Origin of the sequence: Streptomyces sp. NPDC012827, from assembly GCF_042900905.1 — a bacterium.
Classification (GTDB): Bacteria; Actinomycetota; Actinomycetes; order Streptomycetales; family Streptomycetaceae; genus Streptomyces; species Streptomyces gulbargensis.
In genome coordinates, this window is the sequence record NZ_JBIBBY010000001.1 from 678,882 (window position 1) to 699,025 (window position 20,144).

Annotated in this window: 19 protein-coding genes; 6 read left to right on the plus strand and 13 right to left on the minus strand. The window is 73.3% G+C overall.

Annotation, left to right across the window (positions count from 1 at the left end; genetic code table 11):
• Positions 1–7 precede the first annotated feature (7 nt).
• The gene (locus ACFY60_RS03020; RefSeq protein WP_388607262.1) at positions 8–1,024 is read right to left on the minus strand and encodes a hypothetical protein; all 1,017 of its coding nucleotides are present in this window, start codon (positions 1,022–1,024) and stop codon (positions 8–10) included.
• Between the two features lie 393 nt (positions 1,025–1,417).
• Between ACFY60_RS03020 and ACFY60_RS03025 the strand changes: the two genes are divergently transcribed.
• On the plus strand, positions 1,418–3,133 hold the full coding sequence (locus ACFY60_RS03025; RefSeq protein WP_388607260.1) for a chitinase: 1,716 nt from the start codon (positions 1,418–1,420) through the stop codon (positions 3,131–3,133).
• Between the two features lie 8 nt (positions 3,134–3,141).
• On the opposite strand, the gene ACFY60_RS03030 is transcribed toward ACFY60_RS03025, so the two are convergent.
• The 5 genes from ACFY60_RS03030 to ACFY60_RS03050 all read right to left on the minus strand — a co-directional run bounded on the left by ACFY60_RS03030 (position 3,142) and on the right by ACFY60_RS03050 (position 7,236).
• Positions 3,142–3,579: a hypothetical protein gene (locus tag ACFY60_RS03030; RefSeq protein WP_388607258.1), complete on the minus strand. Its 438-nt coding sequence runs from the start codon at positions 3,577–3,579 to the stop codon at positions 3,142–3,144.
• A 37-nt stretch (positions 3,580–3,616) separates the two neighbouring features.
• Positions 3,617–4,114, minus strand: coding sequence for a hypothetical protein (locus ACFY60_RS03035; RefSeq protein WP_388607256.1), 498 nt, complete (start codon positions 4,112–4,114; stop codon positions 3,617–3,619).
• 5 nt (positions 4,115–4,119) lie between these two features.
• Positions 4,120–5,247 (minus strand): hypothetical protein, encoded by a 1,128-nt coding sequence (locus ACFY60_RS03040; RefSeq protein WP_388607255.1) that lies wholly within the window; start codon positions 5,245–5,247, stop codon positions 4,120–4,122.
• Complete coding sequence (locus ACFY60_RS03045) at positions 5,247–5,822, minus strand: hypothetical protein (RefSeq protein WP_388607254.1); 576 nt, start codon at positions 5,820–5,822, stop codon at positions 5,247–5,249. Before ACFY60_RS03045 ends, ACFY60_RS03040 begins: the two co-directional genes overlap by 1 nt.
• 118 nt (positions 5,823–5,940) lie before the next feature.
• On the minus strand, positions 5,941–7,236 hold the full coding sequence (locus ACFY60_RS03050) for an Nramp family divalent metal transporter (RefSeq protein WP_388607252.1): 1,296 nt from the start codon (positions 7,234–7,236) through the stop codon (positions 5,941–5,943).
• A gap of 223 nt (positions 7,237–7,459) precedes the next feature.
• On the opposite strand from ACFY60_RS03050, the gene ACFY60_RS03055 reads away from it, so the two are divergent.
• Positions 7,460–8,848, plus strand: coding sequence for a M14 family metallopeptidase (locus tag ACFY60_RS03055; protein ID WP_388607250.1), 1,389 nt, complete (start codon positions 7,460–7,462; stop codon positions 8,846–8,848).
• Between the two features lie 91 nt (positions 8,849–8,939).
• Here ACFY60_RS03055 and ACFY60_RS03060 read toward each other — a convergent pair whose 3' ends face one another.
• The 4 genes from ACFY60_RS03060 to ACFY60_RS03075 form a co-directional block, all read right to left on the minus strand.
• The gene (locus ACFY60_RS03060; protein ID WP_388607248.1) at positions 8,940–10,385 is read right to left on the minus strand and encodes a GntP family permease; all 1,446 of its coding nucleotides are present in this window, start codon (positions 10,383–10,385) and stop codon (positions 8,940–8,942) included.
• A gap of 148 nt (positions 10,386–10,533) precedes the next feature.
• The gene (locus ACFY60_RS03065) at positions 10,534–10,944 is read right to left on the minus strand and encodes a RidA family protein (protein ID WP_345285001.1); all 411 of its coding nucleotides are present in this window, start codon (positions 10,942–10,944) and stop codon (positions 10,534–10,536) included.
• On the minus strand, positions 10,941–11,690 hold the full coding sequence (locus ACFY60_RS03070; protein ID WP_388607246.1) for an IclR family transcriptional regulator: 750 nt from the start codon (positions 11,688–11,690) through the stop codon (positions 10,941–10,943). The genes ACFY60_RS03065 and ACFY60_RS03070 overlap by 4 nt, the downstream gene beginning before the upstream one ends.
• On the minus strand, positions 11,687–12,715 hold the full coding sequence (locus ACFY60_RS03075) for a sugar kinase (protein WP_388608145.1): 1,029 nt from the start codon (positions 12,713–12,715) through the stop codon (positions 11,687–11,689). The genes ACFY60_RS03070 and ACFY60_RS03075 overlap by 4 nt, the downstream gene beginning before the upstream one ends.
• 216 nt (positions 12,716–12,931) lie before the next feature.
• Between ACFY60_RS03075 and ACFY60_RS03080 the strand changes: the two genes are divergently transcribed.
• Both ACFY60_RS03080 and ACFY60_RS03085 read left to right on the plus strand, forming a co-directional pair.
• Positions 12,932–14,197: an alanine racemase gene (locus tag ACFY60_RS03080; RefSeq protein ID WP_388607244.1), complete on the plus strand. Its 1,266-nt coding sequence runs from the start codon at positions 12,932–12,934 to the stop codon at positions 14,195–14,197.
• 10 nt (positions 14,198–14,207) lie between these two features.
• Positions 14,208–15,791 carry an amidohydrolase family protein gene (locus ACFY60_RS03085; protein ID WP_388607243.1) on the plus strand — a complete coding sequence of 528 codons (1,584 nt, stop codon included), beginning with the start codon at positions 14,208–14,210 and terminating at the stop codon, positions 15,789–15,791.
• On the opposite strand, the gene ACFY60_RS03090 is transcribed toward ACFY60_RS03085, so the two are convergent.
• The 3 genes from ACFY60_RS03090 to ACFY60_RS03100 all read right to left on the minus strand — a co-directional run bounded on the left by ACFY60_RS03090 (position 15,788) and on the right by ACFY60_RS03100 (position 18,298).
• Positions 15,788–16,222, minus strand: coding sequence for a glutaredoxin domain-containing protein (locus ACFY60_RS03090; RefSeq protein ID WP_388607241.1), 435 nt, complete (start codon positions 16,220–16,222; stop codon positions 15,788–15,790). The two genes, ACFY60_RS03085 and ACFY60_RS03090, sit on opposite strands and share 4 nt — an antisense overlap.
• 10 nt (positions 16,223–16,232) lie before the next feature.
• Positions 16,233–17,654, minus strand: coding sequence for a polyprenol phosphomannose-dependent alpha 1,6 mannosyltransferase MptB (mptB, locus tag ACFY60_RS03095; RefSeq protein WP_388607239.1), 1,422 nt, complete (start codon positions 17,652–17,654; stop codon positions 16,233–16,235).
• A gap of 77 nt (positions 17,655–17,731) precedes the next feature.
• Entirely contained in the window at positions 17,732–18,298 is a 567-nt protein-coding gene (locus tag ACFY60_RS03100) for a hypothetical protein (protein WP_388607238.1), read from the minus strand.
• Between the two features lie 132 nt (positions 18,299–18,430).
• Between ACFY60_RS03100 and ACFY60_RS03105 the strand changes: the two genes are divergently transcribed.
• A complete protein-coding gene (locus ACFY60_RS03105) occupies positions 18,431–19,642 on the plus strand; it encodes a pyridoxal phosphate-dependent aminotransferase (RefSeq protein WP_388607235.1) in 1,212 nt (403 codons plus the stop codon).
• 102 nt (positions 19,643–19,744) lie between these two features.
• On the plus strand, positions 19,745–20,134 hold the full coding sequence (locus ACFY60_RS03110; protein WP_388607233.1) for a hypothetical protein: 390 nt from the start codon (positions 19,745–19,747) through the stop codon (positions 20,132–20,134).
• Positions 20,135–20,144: the final 10 nt, after the last annotated feature.

The following is a 20,144-nucleotide window of genomic DNA, read 5'->3' on the forward strand; positions in this document are numbered from 1 at the left end:
GTGCCGGTCACGGGAGGGCCGAGGTCCCCGGCCCGAGGGCCGGCGGTGACGCTCCCGGCGGTACGGCCGCGGTCCTGCCGCCCGGTGGTACGGCCGCGGCCCGGCTGCCCGGGGGGACGGCTCCGGCCTGTCGGGGGACGGACGCGGAGACGGCCGGCGACCGCTCGTGCCCGGGGCCGGCGCCGCTCCCGGGGGCGGGGGGCGCGGGCAGGGGGGCGGCGCAGAACGCGCAGCGGTCGCCGATGAGTTCCAGGCCGCACCAGTGGCAGGTCTCGCGGCGTACGGAGGCGACGAGCTGGTAGAGGACCGGCAGGTCGGGCAGGTGGGCGACGAACTCGACGAGCTTGCCGGTCCCCCACCAGCCGGGGGAGGCGGCGGGCAGGGACGTCTCCTGCACGGGTCCCTGGATGCGCCAGCCCGGTACGAGGGTGGTGGCCGGCCAGTCGGTCTGGAGACGGCCGCGGGCGAGGAGCAGCTGGGTGGGGAACTCCGGTCCGGTGAGCGGCGTCTCGTGGGAGCCGATGCGGACCATCTGCGGGGTGGGTCCGGCGAGGACGGCGAAGTGGGCGCCGGGGAGCAGGCCCGTGAGGTGGGAGCCGAGGCCGACGGGGACGCGGTCGAGGCGGGAGACGGAGCCGAGGACGGCCCCGGCGTAGAGGTAGTGGGCGAGCAGCCGGGCGGCGGAGGCGAGGACTCCGGGGCTGAAGTCGCAGCCGGCGAGCTGGCGGAGCTGGCGGACGAGGACGGCGGCGGCGAGGGGTGGCAGGTCGGTCCTGACCAGGGCGATGCGGTCGCTCTCCAGGAGGGCGCGGACGGCGAGGACGCGGCGGGCGACGGCCGGGGGCGCGGAGGTGGGGCAGACGACGATCACATGGCCGTGATGGTCGAGCAGGTGGCGGGCGTCGGCCACGGAGGCGTCGAGCGGCCGGGTGTCGGGGGGCGGCAGGACGGTGGCGTGCGGGGTCCGCCCGTCGGTGGGTGGCAGCACCAGGTCGGCGCTGGTGACCGCGATCGCTGTCGGCACGTCAGGCTCCCCGTCCCCTCCGGCCTCCGGTGTCCCGGGGCCGTGGCCCCCCGACCCCGGATCACTCCCTACCCCGGATCCCGCTCTGATCACTTACCGCGTTCGCCGCGTCACGGCGGTGCACGGCTGCTCTGCACCTTATCCACGGTGACCGGGGTGGTGAACACACAATCCGCCAACTCCCTTCGCATTCTTCGGTGCCCGGCGTCGGAGGTCTTGACAACGCGATTGGTCTGGACCAGCTTGGTGCGACAGCGACAGCGACAGCGACTCGCGGCGGTGGCCACCGATCGCACCCCGTACGGACCCGATCCCCCTCCCGTACGGCCCGCACGACGACGTACGACGGCGTACGGCTCCCTCCCTCTCCCCCACTCATCCCGGAGGACGCACGTGGACCGCACCACCCCCCGCCCCCGCGGCCGCAGATGGCTCGGCGGCGCCCTCGCGCTCGCCCTCGGTTCCGGACTGGTCCTGGCCGGCGGTGCCGGCACCGCGCAGGCCGCCGACATCGACGTCGCCCGCAACGGCGGCTTCGAGAACGGCCTGGCCAACTGGACCTGTTCGGCCGGCAGCGGTACGGCCGTCTCCTCGCCGGTACGCAGCGGGACCGGCGCCCTGAAGGCCACCCCGTCCGGCCTCGACCACGCCAAGTGCGTGCAGAAGGTGGCGGTCCGGCCCGGTGCGACGTACACGCTGAGCGCGTGGGTCCAGGGCGGTTACGCCTACCTGGGCGCGAGCGGCACCGGGACCGGCAACGGCACGGTCTCCACCTGGACGCCCGACGCGCCGGCCTGGAAGCAGCTCACGACCACCTTCACGACCGGCGCGAGCACCACCTCCGTCGACGTCTTCACCCACGGCTGGTACGGCACCGCCGCCTACCTGGTGGACGACCTGAGCGTGATCGGGCCCGACGGCGGCGGCGGTCAGGACCCGGACCCGGTCGTCCCCGCCACCCCGGCCGGCCTCACGGCGGGCACCGTGACCAGCAGTTCGGTCGCGCTGAGCTGGAGCCCGGTGACCGGGGCGACCGGGTACAAGGTCTACCGGGACGGCGCCCTCGCGGCGACCGTCGGCGGCACGTCGGCCACGGTGACGGGGCTCGCCGCCGACACGGCGTACCAGTTCCAGGTGGCGGCGGCCAACACGGCGGGCGAGTCGGCGAAGTCGGCCGCCGTGACGGCCCGGACGGGCAAGGCGACCGACCCCGGCCCCGGCCCGGCCGTGCCGAAGCACGCGCTGACCGGCTACTGGCAGAACTTCGACAACGGCGCGACCGTGCAGAAGCTGCGGGACGTGCAGGCGCAGTACGACATCATCGCCGTCTCCTTCGCGGACTCGACCGCCACGCCCGGACAGATCGTCTTCAACCTCGACCCGGCCGTCGGCTACGCCTCGGTCGCCGACTTCAAGGCCGACATCGCCGCCAAGAAGGCGGCGGGCAAGTCGGTGATCATCTCGGTCGGCGGCGAGAAGGGGAACGTCACCATCAACAGTGACGCCTCCGCGACCGCCTTCGCGAACAGCGCGTACGCGCTCATGCAGGAGTACGGCTTCAACGGGGTCGACATCGACCTGGAGCACGGCATCAACTCCACGTACCTCGTGAAGGCGCTGCGGCAGCTCTCCGCCAAGGCGGGCCCGTCGATGGTCCTGACGATGGCGCCGCAGACGATCGACATGCAGAGCACCGGCACGGAGTACTTCAAGACGGCGCTCGCCGTGAAGGACATCCTGACCGTGGTCAACATGCAGTACTACAACAGCGGTTCCATGCTCGGCTGCGACGGCAAGGTGTACAGCCAGGGCTCGGTGGACTTCCTCACCGCGCTCGCCTGCATCCAGCTCAAGGGCGGTCTCGACCCCTCACAGGTCGGCCTGGGCGTGCCCGCCTCGACCCGGGGCGCGGGCAGCGGCTACGTCTCCCCGCAGATCGTCAAGAACGCGCTCGACTGCCTCACCCGGGGCACGGGCTGCGGCACCTTCAAGCCGGACCGGACGTGGCCGACGCTGCGCGGCGCGATGACCTGGTCGACGAACTGGGACGCGACGGCCGGCAACGCCTGGTCGAACGCGGTGGGCCCGCACGTCCACGCCCTGCCGTAGCGGCCGCCTCAGGCCCGGTGGGCCAGGTAGTGCCCGAGCACGGGGCCCAGCTCCGCCAGCCACTGGTGGAGCCGGGCCCTGCGCCGTGCGTCGATCCGGCACTCGTACAGCATGCCGCCGGAGTGGCGGACCGCCACCATGAGGATGTGGCCGTGCGGCCCGGGGGCGGCGTGCACGGCCGCGATGCCCGCCCAGGGGAAGTCCAGGGTGCGGCCGCCGACCTCCAGCGACACACCGGCCGGGTCCACGATCACGGAATTCCGCCGGTCGTGCGCCACGAACTCCGGCCCGCCGGCGGCCGGCACCCCGTACGGGACCGGGGCCGGCGCCCCGTACGGGGCCTGAGGCGTTCCGTACGGGGCCTGAGGCGTTCCGTACGGGACCGAGGGTGCCCCGTACGGCGGCTGGATCGGTATCGGAGGGCCGAATCCGGGGGACGTTGTCATGTCCCCAGTATGGTCAGCCCGCCGCGTCGGGTGCCGGTCAGCCCGTCCGCTCCAGCTCGGGGTCCCCGCAGCTGTCAGGGTCCTCCCGGACCAGCAGCACGGGTTTCGACTCGCTCCCGCCGACGACCAGGTACTGGGCCTTCGCCGGCCGCTCGTCCCACAGACCGCCGGGCGCGAAGCTCAGCCTCACCCGCAGCTCGTCACCGTCGCCGGCCACCTCGTCATCCCAGGTCGCGCTCCCGTCGAAGCGCGTCTCGGGGTTGTCGTCGGCGAGATCGACCGGCCAGTTCCGCACCGCGGCCACCGCCTTGCCCTCCTTGCCGGGCGGCGAGAGGGTGACGGCCATGCCCCCTGGGCCCTCGTAGGTCCCCGCCAGGGCGACGGCCGAGCCGCCCGGCAGCGGTCTCGCGCACTCCCCGCCGAGGTGCGCGGCGGAGACACACCCCACAGGCACGAGCACCAGGAACGCCGCCACCAAGGCGACCTTCCGCGCTCGCGTCCTCATGAGCCGGCTCGGCACGCTCGACAGGTTCATCGGGATCAGGACCCCTCGGGATTCAGACGCTCGGTCCAGGTGATGGTCTCTTCGATGTCGCGTCCGGGACCGTGTTCGTGATTGAGCTTCTCCTGCCACTTGGGGTAGCCGGGCAGGAACGACTCCATGTCGGTGTCATTGGTGAGCGTGTACTGGACGACCAGCTGTCCGTCCTCGTCGACCCCTTTCACCTCGTAATCGACATCGTACGAGCCGAGCAGTGACTGGGCCTCATTGGTGTCGCCGCCCCACAGGTTGTCGATTCCGGAGAGGCCCGCCATGTCCTGGGCGTAGGTGCCGACCTGGGTAAGGAAACCGTCCGAGGAAATCTTGTGCTTGACACGGCCGGTGCCGTTGCCGTTCTCCCATTCCTTGATGGTGTCGGCCCTGATGTCCTTCATGCTGTCGCTCTGACGCAGCTGTTCGGTGAACTTGTCGCCCATCGTGAAGTGCTGGTCATCACGGCCGGTACCGGTGATCCAGTCGCTGAGCAACCCCCGCGGAGTGGTGTCGTTGCGTTCGGGGTTCGCCTCCCACCCCTGTTGGTCGCGCTCCAGGGCGTTGATGCGGTCGAGGCCGATGTCACCCGTGTGGTTGATGTCGGAGCGCACCGAGCCCTTGTTGAACCACCGATCGATGCCGATGTTGTTCTGCACGGTCAGTGCCAGTCGCTGGTCCACGAGGGATCCGCGGCGAAGGATGTCGTTGATCTCGTCCTGCGCCTCGTCGACCTCCTTCTGCTCATCCTTCCCAGGACCGCCGTCCGACACCACTTTGGACACGGCACCGTCCCGGCCGACGCGCATGCCCTTGGAGCGGGCCCGTGCTACCGCGTCTTTCAATTCCTTCTGAATCGCCTTGAGCTCTTCGGCGCCGTCCTTCACGGCCGCCTCCATCGCCTTGGCGACCTTGGCGGCGGCGGCCAGCTGGCGTTCGATGTCGTCGATCTGGGCCCAGGCGTACGGGGCGGCCATGCCCTCCCAGTACCCCTTGTCCTTCAGTGCCTTGAGCACCTCGTCGCGCATGCGCCGGGCGAGGCCGTCGATGTCCTTGCTGACCTGGGCCCACGTGACGGACAGGGTCGTCAGCTTGCCGAAGTCGGATCCGATGAGGTCTGCGTAAAGCGCGGGCATCAGAACCCCCACCGGTCGTACACGGGGTTTCGGCCGACCGTGGGACCCTGCGGAAGACCCGGATCGGCGGTCAGTCCGGCGCCTCTGCGGATACTGTCCTCCAGAGCGGTCTCGTTGCCCTGGTAGTCGCGGGCCGCCAGCCTGAGGCTCTCGGAGATGTTGGCGATCCAGGCGCTGACGAGTCCTGCCTGCTGCTCCCAGTGCTTGCCCGAACTCTTCAGCGCTGCGCCGGTCTCCAGGTCACCCACCGCGTTCGCGGCGGCAACGGTGTCCGGCTCCAGGGATGCGGCGGCCTTGTAGAAGACGTCGTAGATCTCGTCCGCCTTGCCCGCCGCACCCTCCAGCACCTTCTCCTCGATCTTGAGGTTCGGCGCCACCGGCCCGTGCGTCCCCGGCGGGAGGGACCGCGCGGGCGGCTGGGGGGCGTAGGGGTCGTAGATGTTCGGCTTGCCCGGGTCCGCTTGCAGCGGACCCGGGGCTATCAGTCCCGGTGCTCCGGGCGGCGTCCAGAGCAGGCTGTCCGGCAGTGCGCCGTCATCCTTCGCGTTGTCCTCGTCCGCGTCTTCGGCTGCCATGAGCGCTCCCTCTGTCCCCGTATCCCGGTGCCCGGCCTTCTGGAACCCTGGGCGCCGTGGGTGCGCCCAGGCAGCGGCGCACCGTGATCGACGATACGGGGACGAGTGAGGGAGCGAATCACCAGGGCAGCTCCCGCACCTGCTGCACGCACAGCACCACGAACAGCACCCCGGCCGCGACCAGGACGCCGTTGCTCAGCCAGCCGTTGCGCCATTCGCGGGGGGTGCGCGAGGAGTTGAGGAGCCAGACCAGGGTGAGGGCCAGGAACGGCATGAAGAAGGCGCCGATCACGCCGTACACGATCACCAGGCCGAAGGGCTGGTCCAGGAACAGCAGGCTCATCGGCGGGAAGGTCAGCCACAGCAGGTAGGCCCGGAAGGGCAGGGACTTCTCGCGGACGCCCGCGGCGACCTTCTCGCCCGTGGCGGCCCCGCCCTCGCGGAAGCGGGACACGAAGTCGGCGAACATCAGGCTCACGCCGTGCCAGACGCCGATGAGGGAGGTGATGGAGGTGGCGAAGAACCCGATGAGGAACAGCTTGGAGGTGACGGTGCCGTACCTGTCCTCCAGGACCTTGCCGAGGTCGAGGAGCCCCTTGTCGCCCTTGGCGAGCGCGACTCCGGAGGAGTGGAGCAGTTCGGCGCCGACGAACAGCATGGCGACGACGAAGACGCCGGTGGTGATGTAGGCGACGCGGTTGTCCAGGCGCATCACCTTCATCCAGGAGGTGTCCGTCCAGCCCTTGGCGTTGACCCAGTAGCCGTACGCGGCCAGCGTGATGGTGCCGCCGACGCCGCCGATCAGGCCGAGCGTGTAGATCAGCGAGCCGCCCGGCAGGACGGGGACGAGCCCGGCCAGCGCCTCGCCGAGGTGCGGGGTGACCCGGACGGCGAGGTAGACGGTGACGACGAACATGACGCCGACGAGGAGGGTCATCACCTTCTCGAAGACGGCGTACCGGTTGAACCAGACGAAGACCAGGCCGCCCACGCCGCACAGGACGGCCCACCACTTGAGGTCCATGACGCCGGGGAAGAGGGCCTGGAGGGGCAGGGCGCTGGAGGACATGGCGGCGGCGCCGTACACGAAGCCCCAGACGGCGACGTAGACGGCGAAGTAGACGGTGGTCCACGCGCCGAGGCTGCGCCAGCCGTCGAAGAGGGTGCGGCCGGTGGCCAGGTGCCAGCGGCCGGCGGCCTCCGCGAGGGAGATCTTCACGAGGCAGCCGACGACGGCCGCCCAGAGGAGTGTGTAGCCGAATTTGCTGCCGGCGATGAGCGTGGCCACGAGGTCGCCGGCGCCGACGCCGGTCGCGGCCACGACGATGCCGGGTCCGATGTACCGCCAGCTCGCCTTGCGGAACCGGGGGCCGTCCGTGCCCTCGGTCCCCTCCCGCCGTGCGGTGTCCGCCATGGTTGCCCGCCCTTCGCTCGTCGTTGTGACGCATGTGACGTCAGGTCACCCAAGCGTGGCGTGGGGTGATCGGGCAAGGGGTCCGGCGCGGCGCGGCTCGATCGGTCACGTCCCGCCGGGACACCGGGGCGTGACCGGAACGGGTTATTGACGCGCTCATGCCACGCCGGGACGATGCAGGCACGGGGTCACCCACCCCGCACCCCCCACGGCAGGAGTCGACATGCGCTCGCGCTCGCGTCCCCGCACCGGCACACCCACCCGCCCGCACGGCAGAAGGACCGCCACCCTCGCGGCCCTCGTGGCGCTCGCCCTGGCGGCGCCCCTCTCCGCCCTCTCGTCCCCGGCCGGCGCGGGCCCGGCCCCGACCGCCGCCTCCGGCACCTCCGCCGCCTTCGAGGAGGTGATCCGGCAGTACGAGATCCACGGCCCGTCCACCCCCGCCGAGCGCACCGCGCTCGCCGCCTCCGGTGTCTCCGTCGACGAGGCCGACGACCACTCGGTCGTGGTCAGCGCCAACGCCGAACAGCTGCGCAAACTGCGGGCGCTGGGCCACGAGCCCGTCGCCCTCCCCGGCCCGCCGCAGCGCGGCACCGCCGCGCGGAGCGCCGCCGGACCGCTCGACTTCCCCTCCGCCGACGCGAAGTACCACAACTACGCGGAGATGAACGCGGAGATCGACCAGCGGCTGGCCGCCCACCCCTCCATCATGAGCAAGCGGGTCATCGGCAAGTCGTACCAGGGCCGCGACATCGTCGCGATCAAGATCAGCGACAACGTCGCCACCGACGAGAACGAGCCCGAGGTCCTCTTCACCCACCACCAGCACGCCCGTGAGCACCTCACCGTCGAGATGGCGCTCTACCTGCTGCGGGAGCTCGGCGCCGGGTACGGCACGGACAGCAGGATCACCAACGCCGTCAACGGCCGCGAGATCTGGATCATCCCCGACCTCAACCCGGACGGCGGTGAGTACGACATCGCCTCCGGCTCGTACCGCAGCTGGCGCAAGAACCGCCAGCCGAACTCCGGCTCCACGTACGTCGGTACGGACATGAACCGGAACTGGGACTACAAGTGGGGCTGCTGCGGCGGCTCCTCCACCTCCAAGAGCTCGGAGACCTACCGGGGCGCGGCCCCCGAGTCGGCCCCCGAGGTGAAGGTCGTCGCGGACTTCGTGCGCTCCCGGGTGATCGGCGGCAAGCAGCAGATCAGGGCGGGCATCGACTTCCACACGTACAGCGAGCTGGTGCTGTGGCCGTTCGGGTACACGACGGCGGACACGGCCCCCGGCATGACGCAGGACGACCGGAACGCCTTCGCGGCCGTCGGCGGCAAGATGGCGGCGAGCAACGGCTACACGGCCGAGCAGTCCAGCGACCTGTACGTCACGGACGGCTCGATCGACGACTACCTGTGGGGCGCCCACAAGATCTTCGGCTACACCTTCGAGATGTATCCGGCCTCGTCCTGGGAGGGCGGCTTCTACCCGCCCGACGAGGTGATCGAGCGCGAGACCTCCCGCAACCGTGACGCGGTGCTCCAGCTGCTGGAGAACGCGGACTGCATGTACCGCTCGATCGGCAAGCAGGCGCAGTACTGCACGAGCTGACCGGCACGGTACGGCGCAGGGGCGCCCCGGCCTCCGGGCCGGGGCGCCTCCGTACGGCCGCGGGCCGGGCGACCCGGTACGGGCGGCGGAGTCAGACCAGCAGGCTGAGCAGGGCCGCCGCCGCGAACCCGGCGAGGGACAGCACCGACTCCAGGACCGTCCAGGACTTGAGGGTGTCCCGCTCCGAGATGCCGAAGTACTTCGAGACGATCCAGAAGCCGCCGTCGTTGACGTGCGAGGCGAAGATGGAACCGGCCGATATCGCCATGATGACCAGGGCGAGGAAGGCCTGCGAGTGCCCGCCGCCCTCGACCAGCGGCAGGACGATGCCGGCCGTGGTGACGATGGCGACCGTGGCCGAGCCCTGGGCGACGCGCAGCACCAGGGAGATCAGGTAGGCGAGGACGATCACCGGCAGGCCGACGTCCCGGAAGGTGTCGGAGAGCGCCTGGGCGACCCCGCTGGCCTTGAGGACGGCGCCGAAGACACCGCCCGCGCCGACCACGAGCAGGATGTTGCCGACCGGCTTCAGGGACGAGGTGGACACCTGCTCCAGGGCGGCGCGCGACCAGCCGCGCCGGACGCCGAGCAGCCAGTACGCCAGGACCAGCGCGATCGTCAGGGCCACGAAGGGGTTGCCGAAGAACTCGACCACCGAGCGGAGTGTGGACGGGTCGAGGGCGACGGAGGAGAAGGTCGCGGCGAGGATCAGGACGAGCGGCGTGCCGATGACGAGGAGGACCGTGGGGAGTCCGACGGGGGCCTCGCCGGTGCCGCGGCGCTCGGCCGCCGCCTTCGCCCGGGCGTCCTCGGCGGCCTCCAGCATGTCCTGCGGGACCTCCACGAAGACGCGCTTGCCGATCCAGGCGGCGTACCCCCAGGCGGCGAGGACGGCCGGGACGCCGACCAGGACGCCCATGAGGACGACCCAGCCGAGGGAGACGTGCAGCAGGCCGGCGGCGGCGACCGGGCCGGGGTGCGGCGGCAGGAAGGCGTGGGTCATCGACAGGCCGGCCAGCAGCGGCATGGCGTACAGGAGGACCGACTTCCCGGAGCGTTTGGCGGCCGCGTACACGAGCGGCGCGAGGACGAAGATGCCGACGTCGAAGAAGACGGGGATGCCGAAGAGGAGACCGGTGAGGCCCATGGCGAACGGGGCGCGCCGTTCGCCGAAGAGGCCGAGGAGCCGGGAGGAGAGCACCTCGGCGCCGCCGGAGACCTCGAGTATCGCGCCGAGCATGGTGCCGAGGCCGATGATGACGGCGACATGGCCGAGGATGCCGCCCATGCCGCTCTCGACGACGGAGCCGACGGCGGACTTCTGGACGGTGCCGAAGAGTTCGGTGACGGAGAGTCCGGCGGCGAGGCCGACGGTGACGGAGACGGCGAGCAGCGCGACGAACGGCTGGAGCCGGATCCTGATGATGAGGAACAGCAGGAGCGCGATGCCGAGCGCGGCGACGGTCAGCAGGCCCGCGGTGCCGGGGAGAAGGAGCAGCAGACCGCCGGTGTGGGGCGGTGGGGCGGTGGGAGGCATGGCAGGGGGACCTCGTTCAGGGTAGGGGGGAGCGCGGCACGGCGTCCGGGGGTCGGACGCCGTGCCGTGGAGCGGCGGGTGCGGGGGGTTCAGTTCGGTCTCGGTTCGGTCGCGGGGCCCGGGGGCGGGGCGGGGTTCCTGCCCGGGGTCAGCTCAGGACCGCGAGCGCGTCGATCTCGATGAGGAGGCCCTTGGGGAGGCCCACGTACACGGTGGTGCGGGCGGCGGCGGGCTCCTTGAGGCCCTGCTCCTCGAAGTACTGGTTGTAGATCTCGTTCATCTCGGCGAAGTGGTCCACGTCCGTGAGGTAGACGCGCATCATCATGACGTCGTCCCAGGTCGCGCCGCCCTCCTCGAGGATCGCCTTGACGTTGGCGAAGGTCTGGAGGGTCTGCTCGCGCAGGGTCGGCCCGGCCGGCGTCGGCGGCTGCCCCTCGACGGCGGGGAGGAAGCCGACCTGGCCGGCGACCTGGAGGATGTTGCCCTTGCGGACGCCGTGGGAGAACTTCGCGGGCGGGGTGGTGTGGGTGGCCGGGGTGAGGGCGGTCTTCTCGGTCATGTGCGGTCCTTGCCTGAGTAGTCGCGGCTGATGGCGTCGGCGGTGCGGCGCACCAGCGGGAGCAGGGTGAGGAGTTCCTCGGCCGTGACGACGACGTTGGGCGCCGAGACCGACATGGCGGCGACGACCCGGCCGTCCGCGCCCCGCACGGGGGCGCCGACACAGTTGATGGACTCCTCGTGGCCGCCGAGGTCGGTGGCCCAGCCCTGTTCGCGTACGGTCGCCAGCTCCTTGAGGAAGGCGGCGGCGTCGGGGGTCGAACGGGGCGTGTACGGGGGGTAGTCGAGCTTGGCGGCGAGGGCGCGCCGCTCCGGCTCGGGCAGGTCGGCGAGGAGCAGCTTGGCCACGGCGGCGACGGTGATCGCGACGGGCTTGCCGATGCGCGAGTACATCCGGACCGGGTAGCGGCTCTCGACCTTGTCGATGTAGAGGACCTCGCCCTCCTCGTACACGGCGAGGTGCACGGTGTGCCCGATCTCCTCGTTGAGGGCGACGAGGTGGGGGTGGGCGATCTCGCGGATGTCGAGGTTCTCGACGGCTTCCTGGGCGAGGGCGAAGAGACGGGCGCCGAGGCGGTAGCGCTGGTCCTGCTGGCGGTAGACGAGGCCGTGCTCGTGGAGGGTGCGCAGGAGCCTGAGGGCGGTGGACTTGTGGACGCCGAGGCGCTCGGCGACCTGCCCGAGGTCGGCGGGGCCCTGCGCGAGCAGTGGCAGGATGCTGAGCGCGCGGTCGACGGTCTGGCTCATGGCGTACGTACCTCCTGGTCCTCCCCCGTCCAGCCGGGGCCGAGGTGAAGTGTCCCCCAGGCGGTTCCGTCGAGTGCGGCGAGCCGGTCGGCGCGCGCGCGGCGGGGAGGCGTGGCGAGGTCGCCGGGCACGGTGAGGGCGGCGGCGGCCATGAGGTGCCCGTGCCGCAGCCGGGCGGTGAGCCCGAGCCCCCGCAGTCCGGCGGAGAGGAATCCGGCGGCGAAGGCGTCCCCGGCGCCGACGTGCGCGACCACGTCGACGCGGGGCGCGGGGACGGTGACGACGGTGTCGGGGCGCGGGTCGCGGCCGGCGGGCGGCAGGAGGCCCGGCCCGGGGCCGGGACGCTCCTCCCGTGCGAAGGCCACGGCGTCCCGGGCCCCGCGCTTGACGACCAGGACGGACGGTTCGGGGAGGGCCGCGCGGAGGGCGGCGGGGTCGCCGAGGCCCCAGAGGGTCTCGGCCTCGTCGGCGCCGACGAGCACGAGGTCGGCGCCCCGGGCGAGTTCGCGCAGGACGTCCGGGGCCGAGCCGTCGCGCCAGAGCCCGGGGCGGTGGTTGACGTCGAAGGAGACGAGGGGCCGCCCGGGGCGCGGCGCGGTGAGCGCCCGCATGAGGGCGAGGCAGTCCGCGGAGAGGGCGGCGGTGATGCCGGAGAGGTGCAGGACGCGCCCCCGGTCGGTGAAGCGTTGCGGCACGGTCGAGGGCGACATCGCGGAGGCGGCGGAACCGGCCCGGTAGTAGACGACCTCGTGCCCCTCCTCGGCGCGGTCGCCGGCCGTGCGGAAGTAGACGCCGGTCGGCCGGTGGGGGTCGCGCCGGACGGCGGTGACGTCGACGCCGTGGGCGGTGAGGGTCTCGACGAGGTGGTCGCCGAAGCCGTCGCGCCCGACCCGCCCGACCCACGCGGCCCGGTGGCCGGCGGCGGCGAGGGCGCAGGCGACGTTGGACTCGGCCCCGCCGATGGCGCGGGTGAAGGTGGGGACGTCGGCGAGGCGGCCCGGGCGGCCGGGCAGGAAGGTGACCATGGACTCGCCGAGGCAGACGACGTCGGCGCCGGGGAGTTCGGGCTCGGCGGTCTCGTCCACGGGCGGGTTCGCGGTCACTCTCGCTCCTGGTGGTCGTGCGGCCCCGGGGGCCGGCGGCGGCCGGATCCATTGACCGGCCGTTGGCCCGGATGTTAGACAGCAGTAAGCGATATGCGCAATGGGTGTTGCAGTCTGTGCAACACAGGAGGAGGAGCCATGCCCGACCTGGCGAGCGAGCGCGTCGACCACCGATTCAAGGGGCTGCCCCCGGACGCCGACGGCCTCACCGTCGGCGAGCTGGCGGCGCAGCGCCGCGATCTCTTCACCGGCGGCTTCACCACCCCCGTCCTCGCGCTCTCCGCCGAATCCGTCGAGCACAACCTCCGCCTCCTGAAGGAGTACGCGGAGCGCCACGGTCTGGCCTTCGCCCCGCACGGCAAGACCTCCATGGCCCCGCGGCTGTTCGAGCGCCAGCTGGAACACGGCGCCTGGGGCATCACCGCCGCCGTCCCCCACCAGGCCCGCGTCTACCGCGCCCACGGCATCGCGCGGATCTTCCTCGCCAACGAGCTGGTCGACGCCGCCGCCCTGCGCTGGCTCGCCGCCGAGCTGGACGCCGACCCCGGCTTCCGTTTCGTCTGTTACGTCGACTCGGTGCGCGGCGCCGAGCTGATGGACGAGGCCCTGCGGGCGGCGGGGGCGTCCCGCCCCGTGGACGTCGTGGTGGAGCTGGGCGCGGGCGAGGGGGCCCGCACCGGAGTGCGTACGGAGGCGGAGTGCGCGGCCGTGGCCGACGCGGTCGCCGCGGCCGGCACCCTGCGCCTCGTGGGGGTCGCCGGGTACGAGGGCGAGGTGCCGGCGGCCGATCCGGAGCGGGTCCGCGCCTGGCTGCGCCGGCTGACCGCGCTGGCCGCCGACTTCGACAAGGCGGGCCGCTTCGACCCGTCCGCGGGCGAGATCGTGGTGAGCGCGGGCGGCAGCGCCTGGTTCGACACGGTCGCGGAGGTCTTCGCCGAGATCCCGGACCTCTCGCTGCCCGTCCTGAAGCTGCTGCGCTCCGGCGCGTACGTCTCGCACGACGACGGCCACTACCGCACGCTCACCCCCTTCAACCGGGTCCCGGCGGAGGGCGCGCTGCGGCCGGCGTTCCGCCTCTGGTCGCAGGTCGTCTCCCGGCCCACGCCCGAGCAGGCCTTCACCAACGCGGGGAAGCGGGACGCGGCGTACGACCTCCACCTGCCCGAGGCACAGGTGGTCCGGGACGCCCGCACCGGCGCGGTCCGCCCGGCCGAGGGCATCGAGGTGACGGGCCTGTCGGACCAGCACGCCTGGCTGCGCACGGCCCCCGGGGCGGACCTGGAGGTCGGGGACTGGGTCGGGATGGGCCTCTCCCACCCCTGCACCTCCTTCGACAAGTGGCAGCTCATCCCGCTGGTCGAGGCGGACGGCACGGTCGTCGACTACCTCCGCACGTTCTTCTAGGGGGCCCGTGATGGATCTCGTCATCCGCGACGCCGAGGTCGTCGACGGCAGCGGCGGCCCGTCCTACCGGGCCGACGTGGCGATCGACCGCGGCCGGATCGCCGCCGTCGTCCAGGAGGGCGCGGCGGCCGGTTGCCAGCGCCCCACCGGCCGCCGCGTCCTCGACGCCGAGGGGCTCGCCCTCTCCCCCGGCTTCATCGACATGCACGCCCACAGCGACCTCGCGCTGCTGCGCGACCCGGACCACAGCGCGAAGGCCGCGCAGGGCGTGACCCTGGAGGTGCTGGGCCAGGACGGGCTGTCGTACGCCCCCGCCGACGACCGCACCCTGGCGGAGGTCCGCCGGACGATCACGGGCTGGAACGGCGACGGCTCCGACCTGGATTTCGACTGGCGCACGGTCGGGGAGTACCTGGACCGGCTCGACCGGGGCATCGCCGTCAACGCCGCCTACCTCGTCCCGCAGGGCACGGTCCGGATGTACGCCATGGGCTGGGAGGACCGCCCGGCGACGGAGGCCGAGCTGGACCGGATGCGGCAGCTGGTCGCCGAGGGCCTGGAGCAGGGCGCCGTCGGCATGTCCTCCGGGCTCACCTACACCCCCGGCATGTACGCCCCCGACGCCGAGCTCACCGAGCTGTGCCGGGTGGTGGCGCGGTACGGCGGCTACTACTGCCCGCACCACCGCTCGTACGGGGCGGGGGCGCTGCGCGCGTACGAGGAGATGGTGGCGCTCACCCGGGAGGCGCGCTGCGCGCTCCACCTGGCCCACGCCACCATGAACTTCGGGGTCAACAAGGGCCGGGCCCCGGAGCTGCTCGCCCTCCTGGACCGGGCGCTGGACGACGGCTCCGACATCAGCCTCGACACATACCCGTACACACCCGGCTGCACGACCCTGCTCGCGCTGCTGCCGTCCTGGGCGCAGGAGGGCGGCCCCGAGGCGGTCCTCGCCCGGCTGGCCGACGCGGGGACGGCGGAGCGCATCCGCCACGACCTGGAGGTGACGGGGTCGGACGGCTGCCACGGGGTGCCCGTGGAGTGGGACACCATCGAGATCTCGGGGGTGTCGGAGCCGGGGCTCGGGGCGTACGTGGGGCGGCGCGTCGACGGCTGGGACACCGCCCGCCGGCTCCTGCGGGCCGACCGGCTGGGGACGACGATCCTCCAGCACGTGGGCCACGAGGAGAACGTGCGGGCGATCATGCGGCACCGGGTCCACACCGGCGGCTCGGACGGCATCCTGCAGGGCGCGAAGCCGCACCCGCGCGCGTACGGCACGTTCCCCGAGTACCTCGGCCGGTACGTGCGCGACCTCGGCGTGCTCACCCTGGAGGAGTGCGTCGCCCATCTCACCTCCCGCCCGGCGGCCCGGCTGCGGCTGCCCGACCGGGGCCGGGTGAAGGAGGGGTACGTGGCGGACCTGGTCCTCTTCGACCCGGCGACGGTCGCGGCGGGCTCCACCTACGCGAACCCGCGCGCCCTGCCGGTGGGCATCCCGCACGTCCTGATCGACGGCCGCTTCGTCATCGAGGACGGCCGCCGGACGGACGTCCTCGCGGGCCGCGCGATCCGCCGGACGCCGGTGTCCTAGGCCGTGAGCCGGTTCCGGACCCAGGCCGGGTCGGGGTTGACGTGGGCCCGGCCGGCCACGACGACCGTCGGGACGGTCTCGTCGCCGCCGGCGGCCGCGCGCACCGCGGCCGCCGCCTCCGGGTCGCGCCAGATGTCGACCCAGTGCGCGCGGCGGGCGCGGAGGCCGAGCCGCGTCCGCAGGCGCAGGCAGTACGCGCACCCCGGCCGCCAGTAGACGATCGGGCGCCCGTCGGCCTCGGCGAGGCGGCGGGCCTCCGCCACGCCGGTCGACCGCGGGAAGACCAGCGGCGAGACGGCCGCCGCGAGCAGGGCGAAGATCAGCAGCGAGGCGAGGGCGCCGCCGGGGCCGCCCTGCGCGGCCCGGACCGCCGTGAGGGCGCCACCGAGGGCGAACACCAGGAGCGGCAGGGTCCAGCGACGTCGCGTCATGGCCCGGAGGCTACCGCCCCGCGTCCACCGGGCTCGCGCCCTCCGCCGCGTCCCGGGCGGACGGCCACGGGTCGCGCCGGAGCCACAGGAGGCCGAGCGCCAGGACGAGCCCGGCCGCGACGAAGCCGTACCAGGGGGTGCGGCCGTCCGGCTGGGTCTCGTACACGAGCGCCGCCGAGAGGACGGCGAGCACCTGCCCGGCCCGGCCGCGCCAGGCGGCGGCCGCGACGACGGCCGTCCCCCACAGCAGGTACCAGGGCTGCACCATCGGCGAGAGCGCGACGAGGGCGACGAGCGAGAGCCCGAGGCCGAGGACCGGATCGGTACGGCCCCGGTGCGCGCGCCACGCCAGAACGGCGATCACCGCCACGGAGGCGAGCAGCCCCGCCTGCTGCACCGCGGTCTTCACCGGCCCCGGGGCGTCGGCGACCAGCGTCCCGAGGGCGAGGCCGAGGTCGCTGGTGAGCGAGAGCGGCGTGTGGATCGCACCGGCGACGGACTGCGTGCCCAGCCAGCCGAAACCGGTGCCGGCGAGGAGGCTCGCCCCGGCCGCGACGGCCCCGGCGATCGCCCCGGGCAGCAGGAGCCCCTTCGCGAGGCCCCGGGCCCCGCCTCCGGCCCGGCGGGCGACGAGCACCCCGACGAAGAGGAGGGCGACGGCGGCCGGGGACTTCACCATCACGGCGCAGCCGACGAGGACGCTGCCCCACACCCACCGGCCGCGCACGGCCAGCAGGACGCCGGCCAGCATGAGCCCGACCATCAGGCCGTCGTTGTGGACGCCGCCGACGACGTGGACGAGGACGAGCGGATTGAGCACGGCGAGCCACAGGGCCCCGTCCGCGCGGTCGAGGCCGCGCACGGCCCACGCGAGGAGGGCGACCGCCGCCACCGCGACCAGCCGGAACAGCAGCACGGCCGGGACGACGGCGCCGCCGGTCAGCCGTACGACGGCCTCGGCGACCAGCAGGAAGACCGGGCCGTACGGGGCGGGGGTGTCGGTCCAGTTGCCGCCGACGCTCGCCGCCGCGTCCGCGCCGAGATCCCCCGGCCCGAGGACGGAGGGCCCGGCGCCGTACACGTCGTGGCCTTCCAGGACCATGGCGCCCTGGGCGATGTAGCTGTAGACGTCGGCGCTGTGCAGGGGCGGGGCGAGGAGCAGCGGCGCGGCCCAGCAGGCCAGGGTCACCAGGGCCCGGTCCCGCGCCCCGTGCGCGAGGAGGACGCCGTACCGCCACCAGGCGAGGACGAGCAGGGTGAGCCCGAGGGCGCAGAGCACCGCCCCGAAGGTTCCGGCCCCGCCGCCGCGCGGCGCCCACAGGTCCCCGCCGCCGCGCACGGGCAGCGCGCCCGCCGCGTATCCGCCGACCGTGACGCCGAGGGACCCGGCCGCACCCAGCCACCGGCACCCGGCGGCACTCAAAGCCCACATGACGGGCCAACCTACCCGCCGTCCGGCCCCGCGCCCGCGGCCCGGCCCGCCGGTCCCGTGCGCACCGCCGCGTCCTGTCACCGGGGGCGCTTCGTCACGCCCTTCCCCCGGCCGGGGTGACCGGGTCCGTCCGTGGGCTCCGGGTCCGCCGTCCCCTCGGGGGCGGCGCCGGACGGTTCCGCCTCGGGGGTGGCGGCCTCGTCCGGGTGCTGCCGTCCCGGGCCGTCGGGGACCGGGGCGGCGGGGGTGGGCGTTCCCCCGGACGGCCCTGCGCCGGGTGCGGTCGTCCCCGGCGGGCCGGCCGTGCCGGATCCCGCGCCGGGCGCGGCCGGGCCGTCGTCCTCGGTTCCGGCGCCGGGGCCGGTGCCCGGGGGCCGCGACGGGCCGCCGGAGTCGCCGGGCCCGCCGGGCTCGCCGGCGGAGGGGTCGGCCTGGATGAGGGCGGGCAGCCCCCCGCCGCCGTCCCCGGACGGGGCGCCCGGCCCGCCGCCCGTACGGGATCCGCCGCCGAACAGGGCGGCTGCGGCGAGGCCCAGGACGGCGACCCCGCCCGTGGCGACGAGCCACACCGGGCCGCGCCCGCGCCGGGCGGGGGCGTGACGGCGGCGCCCGCGCGGGGCGCTGCGGGGCAGCTCGTCGTTCATGGCCCGGATTGTAGGGAGCACGACACACCGGGTGCGATCCGGGTCACACCGGCGGCCCGGCGGCGGCGCCGCGCGGTCCGACGTGGCCGAGAACACGAGGCGTCCCCCCGCCGCCCCCCGTAAGCTCTCGACATGCAGGTGATCCAGTCCACGAAGCTCGCCAACGTCTGTTACGAGATCCGGGGCCCGGTGCTCGAAGAGGCGATGCGGCTCGAAGCGGCGGGGCATCGCATCCTCAAGCTCAACACGGGCAACCCGGCCGCCTTCGGCTTCGAGTGCCCGCCCGCCATCCTCGAGGACGTGCTGCGCAACCTCGCCGAGGCGCACGGCTACGGGGACGCCAAGGGCCTGCTGTCGGCCCGCCGCGCGGTGATGAGCCACTACGAGACCAAGGGCATCCCGCTCTCCGTCGAGGACATCTACCTCGGCAACGGCGTCTCGGAGCTCATCCAGATGTCGATGCAGGCGCTCCTGGACGACGGGGACGAGGTCCTGGTCCCCGCCCCGGACTACCCGCTGTGGACGGCCGCGGTCTCGCTGGCCGGGGGAACGGCGGTGCACTACCGCTGCGACGAGCAGGCCGACTGGATGCCGGACCTGGCGGACATCGAGCGGAAGATCACGGACCGCACCAAGGCGATCGTGATCATCAACCCGAACAACCCGACGGGCGCCGTCTACGACGACGAAATGCTGCGCTCCCTGACGGAGATCGCCCGCCGCCACAACCTGGTGGTCTGCTCTGACGAGATCTACGACAAGATCCTCTACGACGGCGTCACGCACACGCCGACGGCGGCCATCGCGCCGGACCTGCTCGTGCTCACCTTCAACGGGATGAGCAAGAACTACCGGGTGGCCGGGTTCCGCTCCGGCTGGCTCGCGGTCTGCGGCCCGAAGCACCACGCCTCGTCGTACATCGAGGGCCTGACGATCCTGGCCAACATGCGGCTGTGCGCCAACATGCCGGCGCAGCACGCGGTGGCCGCCGCGCTCCAGGGCCGGCAGTCGATCGAGGACCTGGTGCTGCCGGGCGGGCGGCTGCTGGAGCAGCGGGACACGGCGTACGAGCTGCTGACCCGGATCCCCGGGGTGACGTGCGTGAAGCCGAAGGGCGCGCTGTACCTCTTCCCGCGGCTGGACCCGAACGTCTACAAGATCAAGGACGACCGGCAGATGGTCCTGGACCTGCTGCGGGCGGAGAAGATCATGGTCGTGCACGGGACGGGCTTCAACTGGCACGAGCCGGACCACTTTCGGATCGTGACGCTGCCGGCCGCGGCCGACCTGGCGGACGCGGTGACGCGGATCGGCCGCTTCCTGGACGGATACAGCCAGCCGTGACGGCCTGACGGATCCCGCCGGCGGCCCCCGAACCGGACTGCGCTCAACTTTAGAACGAATCTAAGCTAGGATGGCTTCCCGAGCAGTCAGGAGGCCATCCCCATGTACGAACCGATCCGCACCAAGTCGGTCCACCGGATGGCCGACGACGACCACGCGTACCCGCACCGCTCCCGCGAGGAGGAGCTGGACATCCAGCTCGCAGGACACCTCGCCGCCCTGCTCGCCGTCACCGACGAGCTGGGCGACACGGAGGCCGGCGAGCTCATCGCCCGCCAGGTGGCGCGGCTGCGCGGCGCACCGCCCGCGCGGCACGCGGGCCTGAGCGGCTCCTCCCCGCAGGCCCTGCACCGCAAGGCGCACGCCCTCGCGGGCCGCGCACTGGTCGTCGCCGCCTCCCGGGCCGACACCGCCGCCGCGATCCTCGCCGCCGAACGCATGGACGCGCACACCGCGGCACTGGCCGGGGACTCCCTGGTCGCCGCCCCCTGACGGCCCCGGT

What these genes read in the sequence shown, in the direction of transcription:
- ACFY60_RS03065 (WP_345285001.1), bottom strand. Translation starts at nt 10,944, where the DNA reads ATGACCGAGAAGACCGCCCTCACCCCGGCCACCCACACCACCCCGCCC.
- ACFY60_RS03060 (WP_388607248.1), bottom strand. Translation starts at nt 10,385, where the DNA reads ATGCCTCCCACCGCCCCACCGCCCCACACCGGCGGTCTGCTGCTCCTT.
- ACFY60_RS03035 (WP_388607256.1), bottom strand. Translation starts at nt 4,114, where the DNA reads ATGAACCTGTCGAGCGTGCCGAGCCGGCTCATGAGGACGCGAGCGCGG.
- ACFY60_RS03050 (WP_388607252.1), bottom strand. Translation starts at nt 7,236, where the DNA reads ATGGCGGACACCGCACGGCGGGAGGGGACCGAGGGCACGGACGGCCCC.
- ACFY60_RS03085 (WP_388607243.1), top strand. Translation starts at nt 14,208, where the DNA reads ATGGATCTCGTCATCCGCGACGCCGAGGTCGTCGACGGCAGCGGCGGC.
- ACFY60_RS03100 (WP_388607238.1), bottom strand. Translation starts at nt 18,298, where the DNA reads ATGAACGACGAGCTGCCCCGCAGCGCCCCGCGCGGGCGCCGCCGTCAC.
- mptB (WP_388607239.1), bottom strand. Translation starts at nt 17,654, where the DNA reads ATGTGGGCTTTGAGTGCCGCCGGGTGCCGGTGGCTGGGTGCGGCCGGG.
- ACFY60_RS03055 (WP_388607250.1), top strand. Translation starts at nt 7,460, where the DNA reads ATGCGCTCGCGCTCGCGTCCCCGCACCGGCACACCCACCCGCCCGCAC.
- ACFY60_RS03110 (WP_388607233.1), top strand. Translation starts at nt 19,745, where the DNA reads ATGTACGAACCGATCCGCACCAAGTCGGTCCACCGGATGGCCGACGAC.
- ACFY60_RS03080 (WP_388607244.1), top strand. Translation starts at nt 12,932, where the DNA reads ATGCCCGACCTGGCGAGCGAGCGCGTCGACCACCGATTCAAGGGGCTG.
- ACFY60_RS03075 (WP_388608145.1), bottom strand. Translation starts at nt 12,715, where the DNA reads ATGGTCACCTTCCTGCCCGGCCGCCCGGGCCGCCTCGCCGACGTCCCC.
- ACFY60_RS03045 (WP_388607254.1), bottom strand. Translation starts at nt 5,822, where the DNA reads ATGGCAGCCGAAGACGCGGACGAGGACAACGCGAAGGATGACGGCGCA.
- ACFY60_RS03040 (WP_388607255.1), bottom strand. Translation starts at nt 5,247, where the DNA reads ATGCCCGCGCTTTACGCAGACCTCATCGGATCCGACTTCGGCAAGCTG.
- ACFY60_RS03030 (WP_388607258.1), bottom strand. Translation starts at nt 3,579, where the DNA reads ATGACAACGTCCCCCGGATTCGGCCCTCCGATACCGATCCAGCCGCCG.
- ACFY60_RS03090 (WP_388607241.1), bottom strand. Translation starts at nt 16,222, where the DNA reads ATGACGCGACGTCGCTGGACCCTGCCGCTCCTGGTGTTCGCCCTCGGT.
- ACFY60_RS03070 (WP_388607246.1), bottom strand. Translation starts at nt 11,690, where the DNA reads ATGAGCCAGACCGTCGACCGCGCGCTCAGCATCCTGCCACTGCTCGCG.
- ACFY60_RS03105 (WP_388607235.1), top strand. Translation starts at nt 18,431, where the DNA reads ATGCAGGTGATCCAGTCCACGAAGCTCGCCAACGTCTGTTACGAGATC.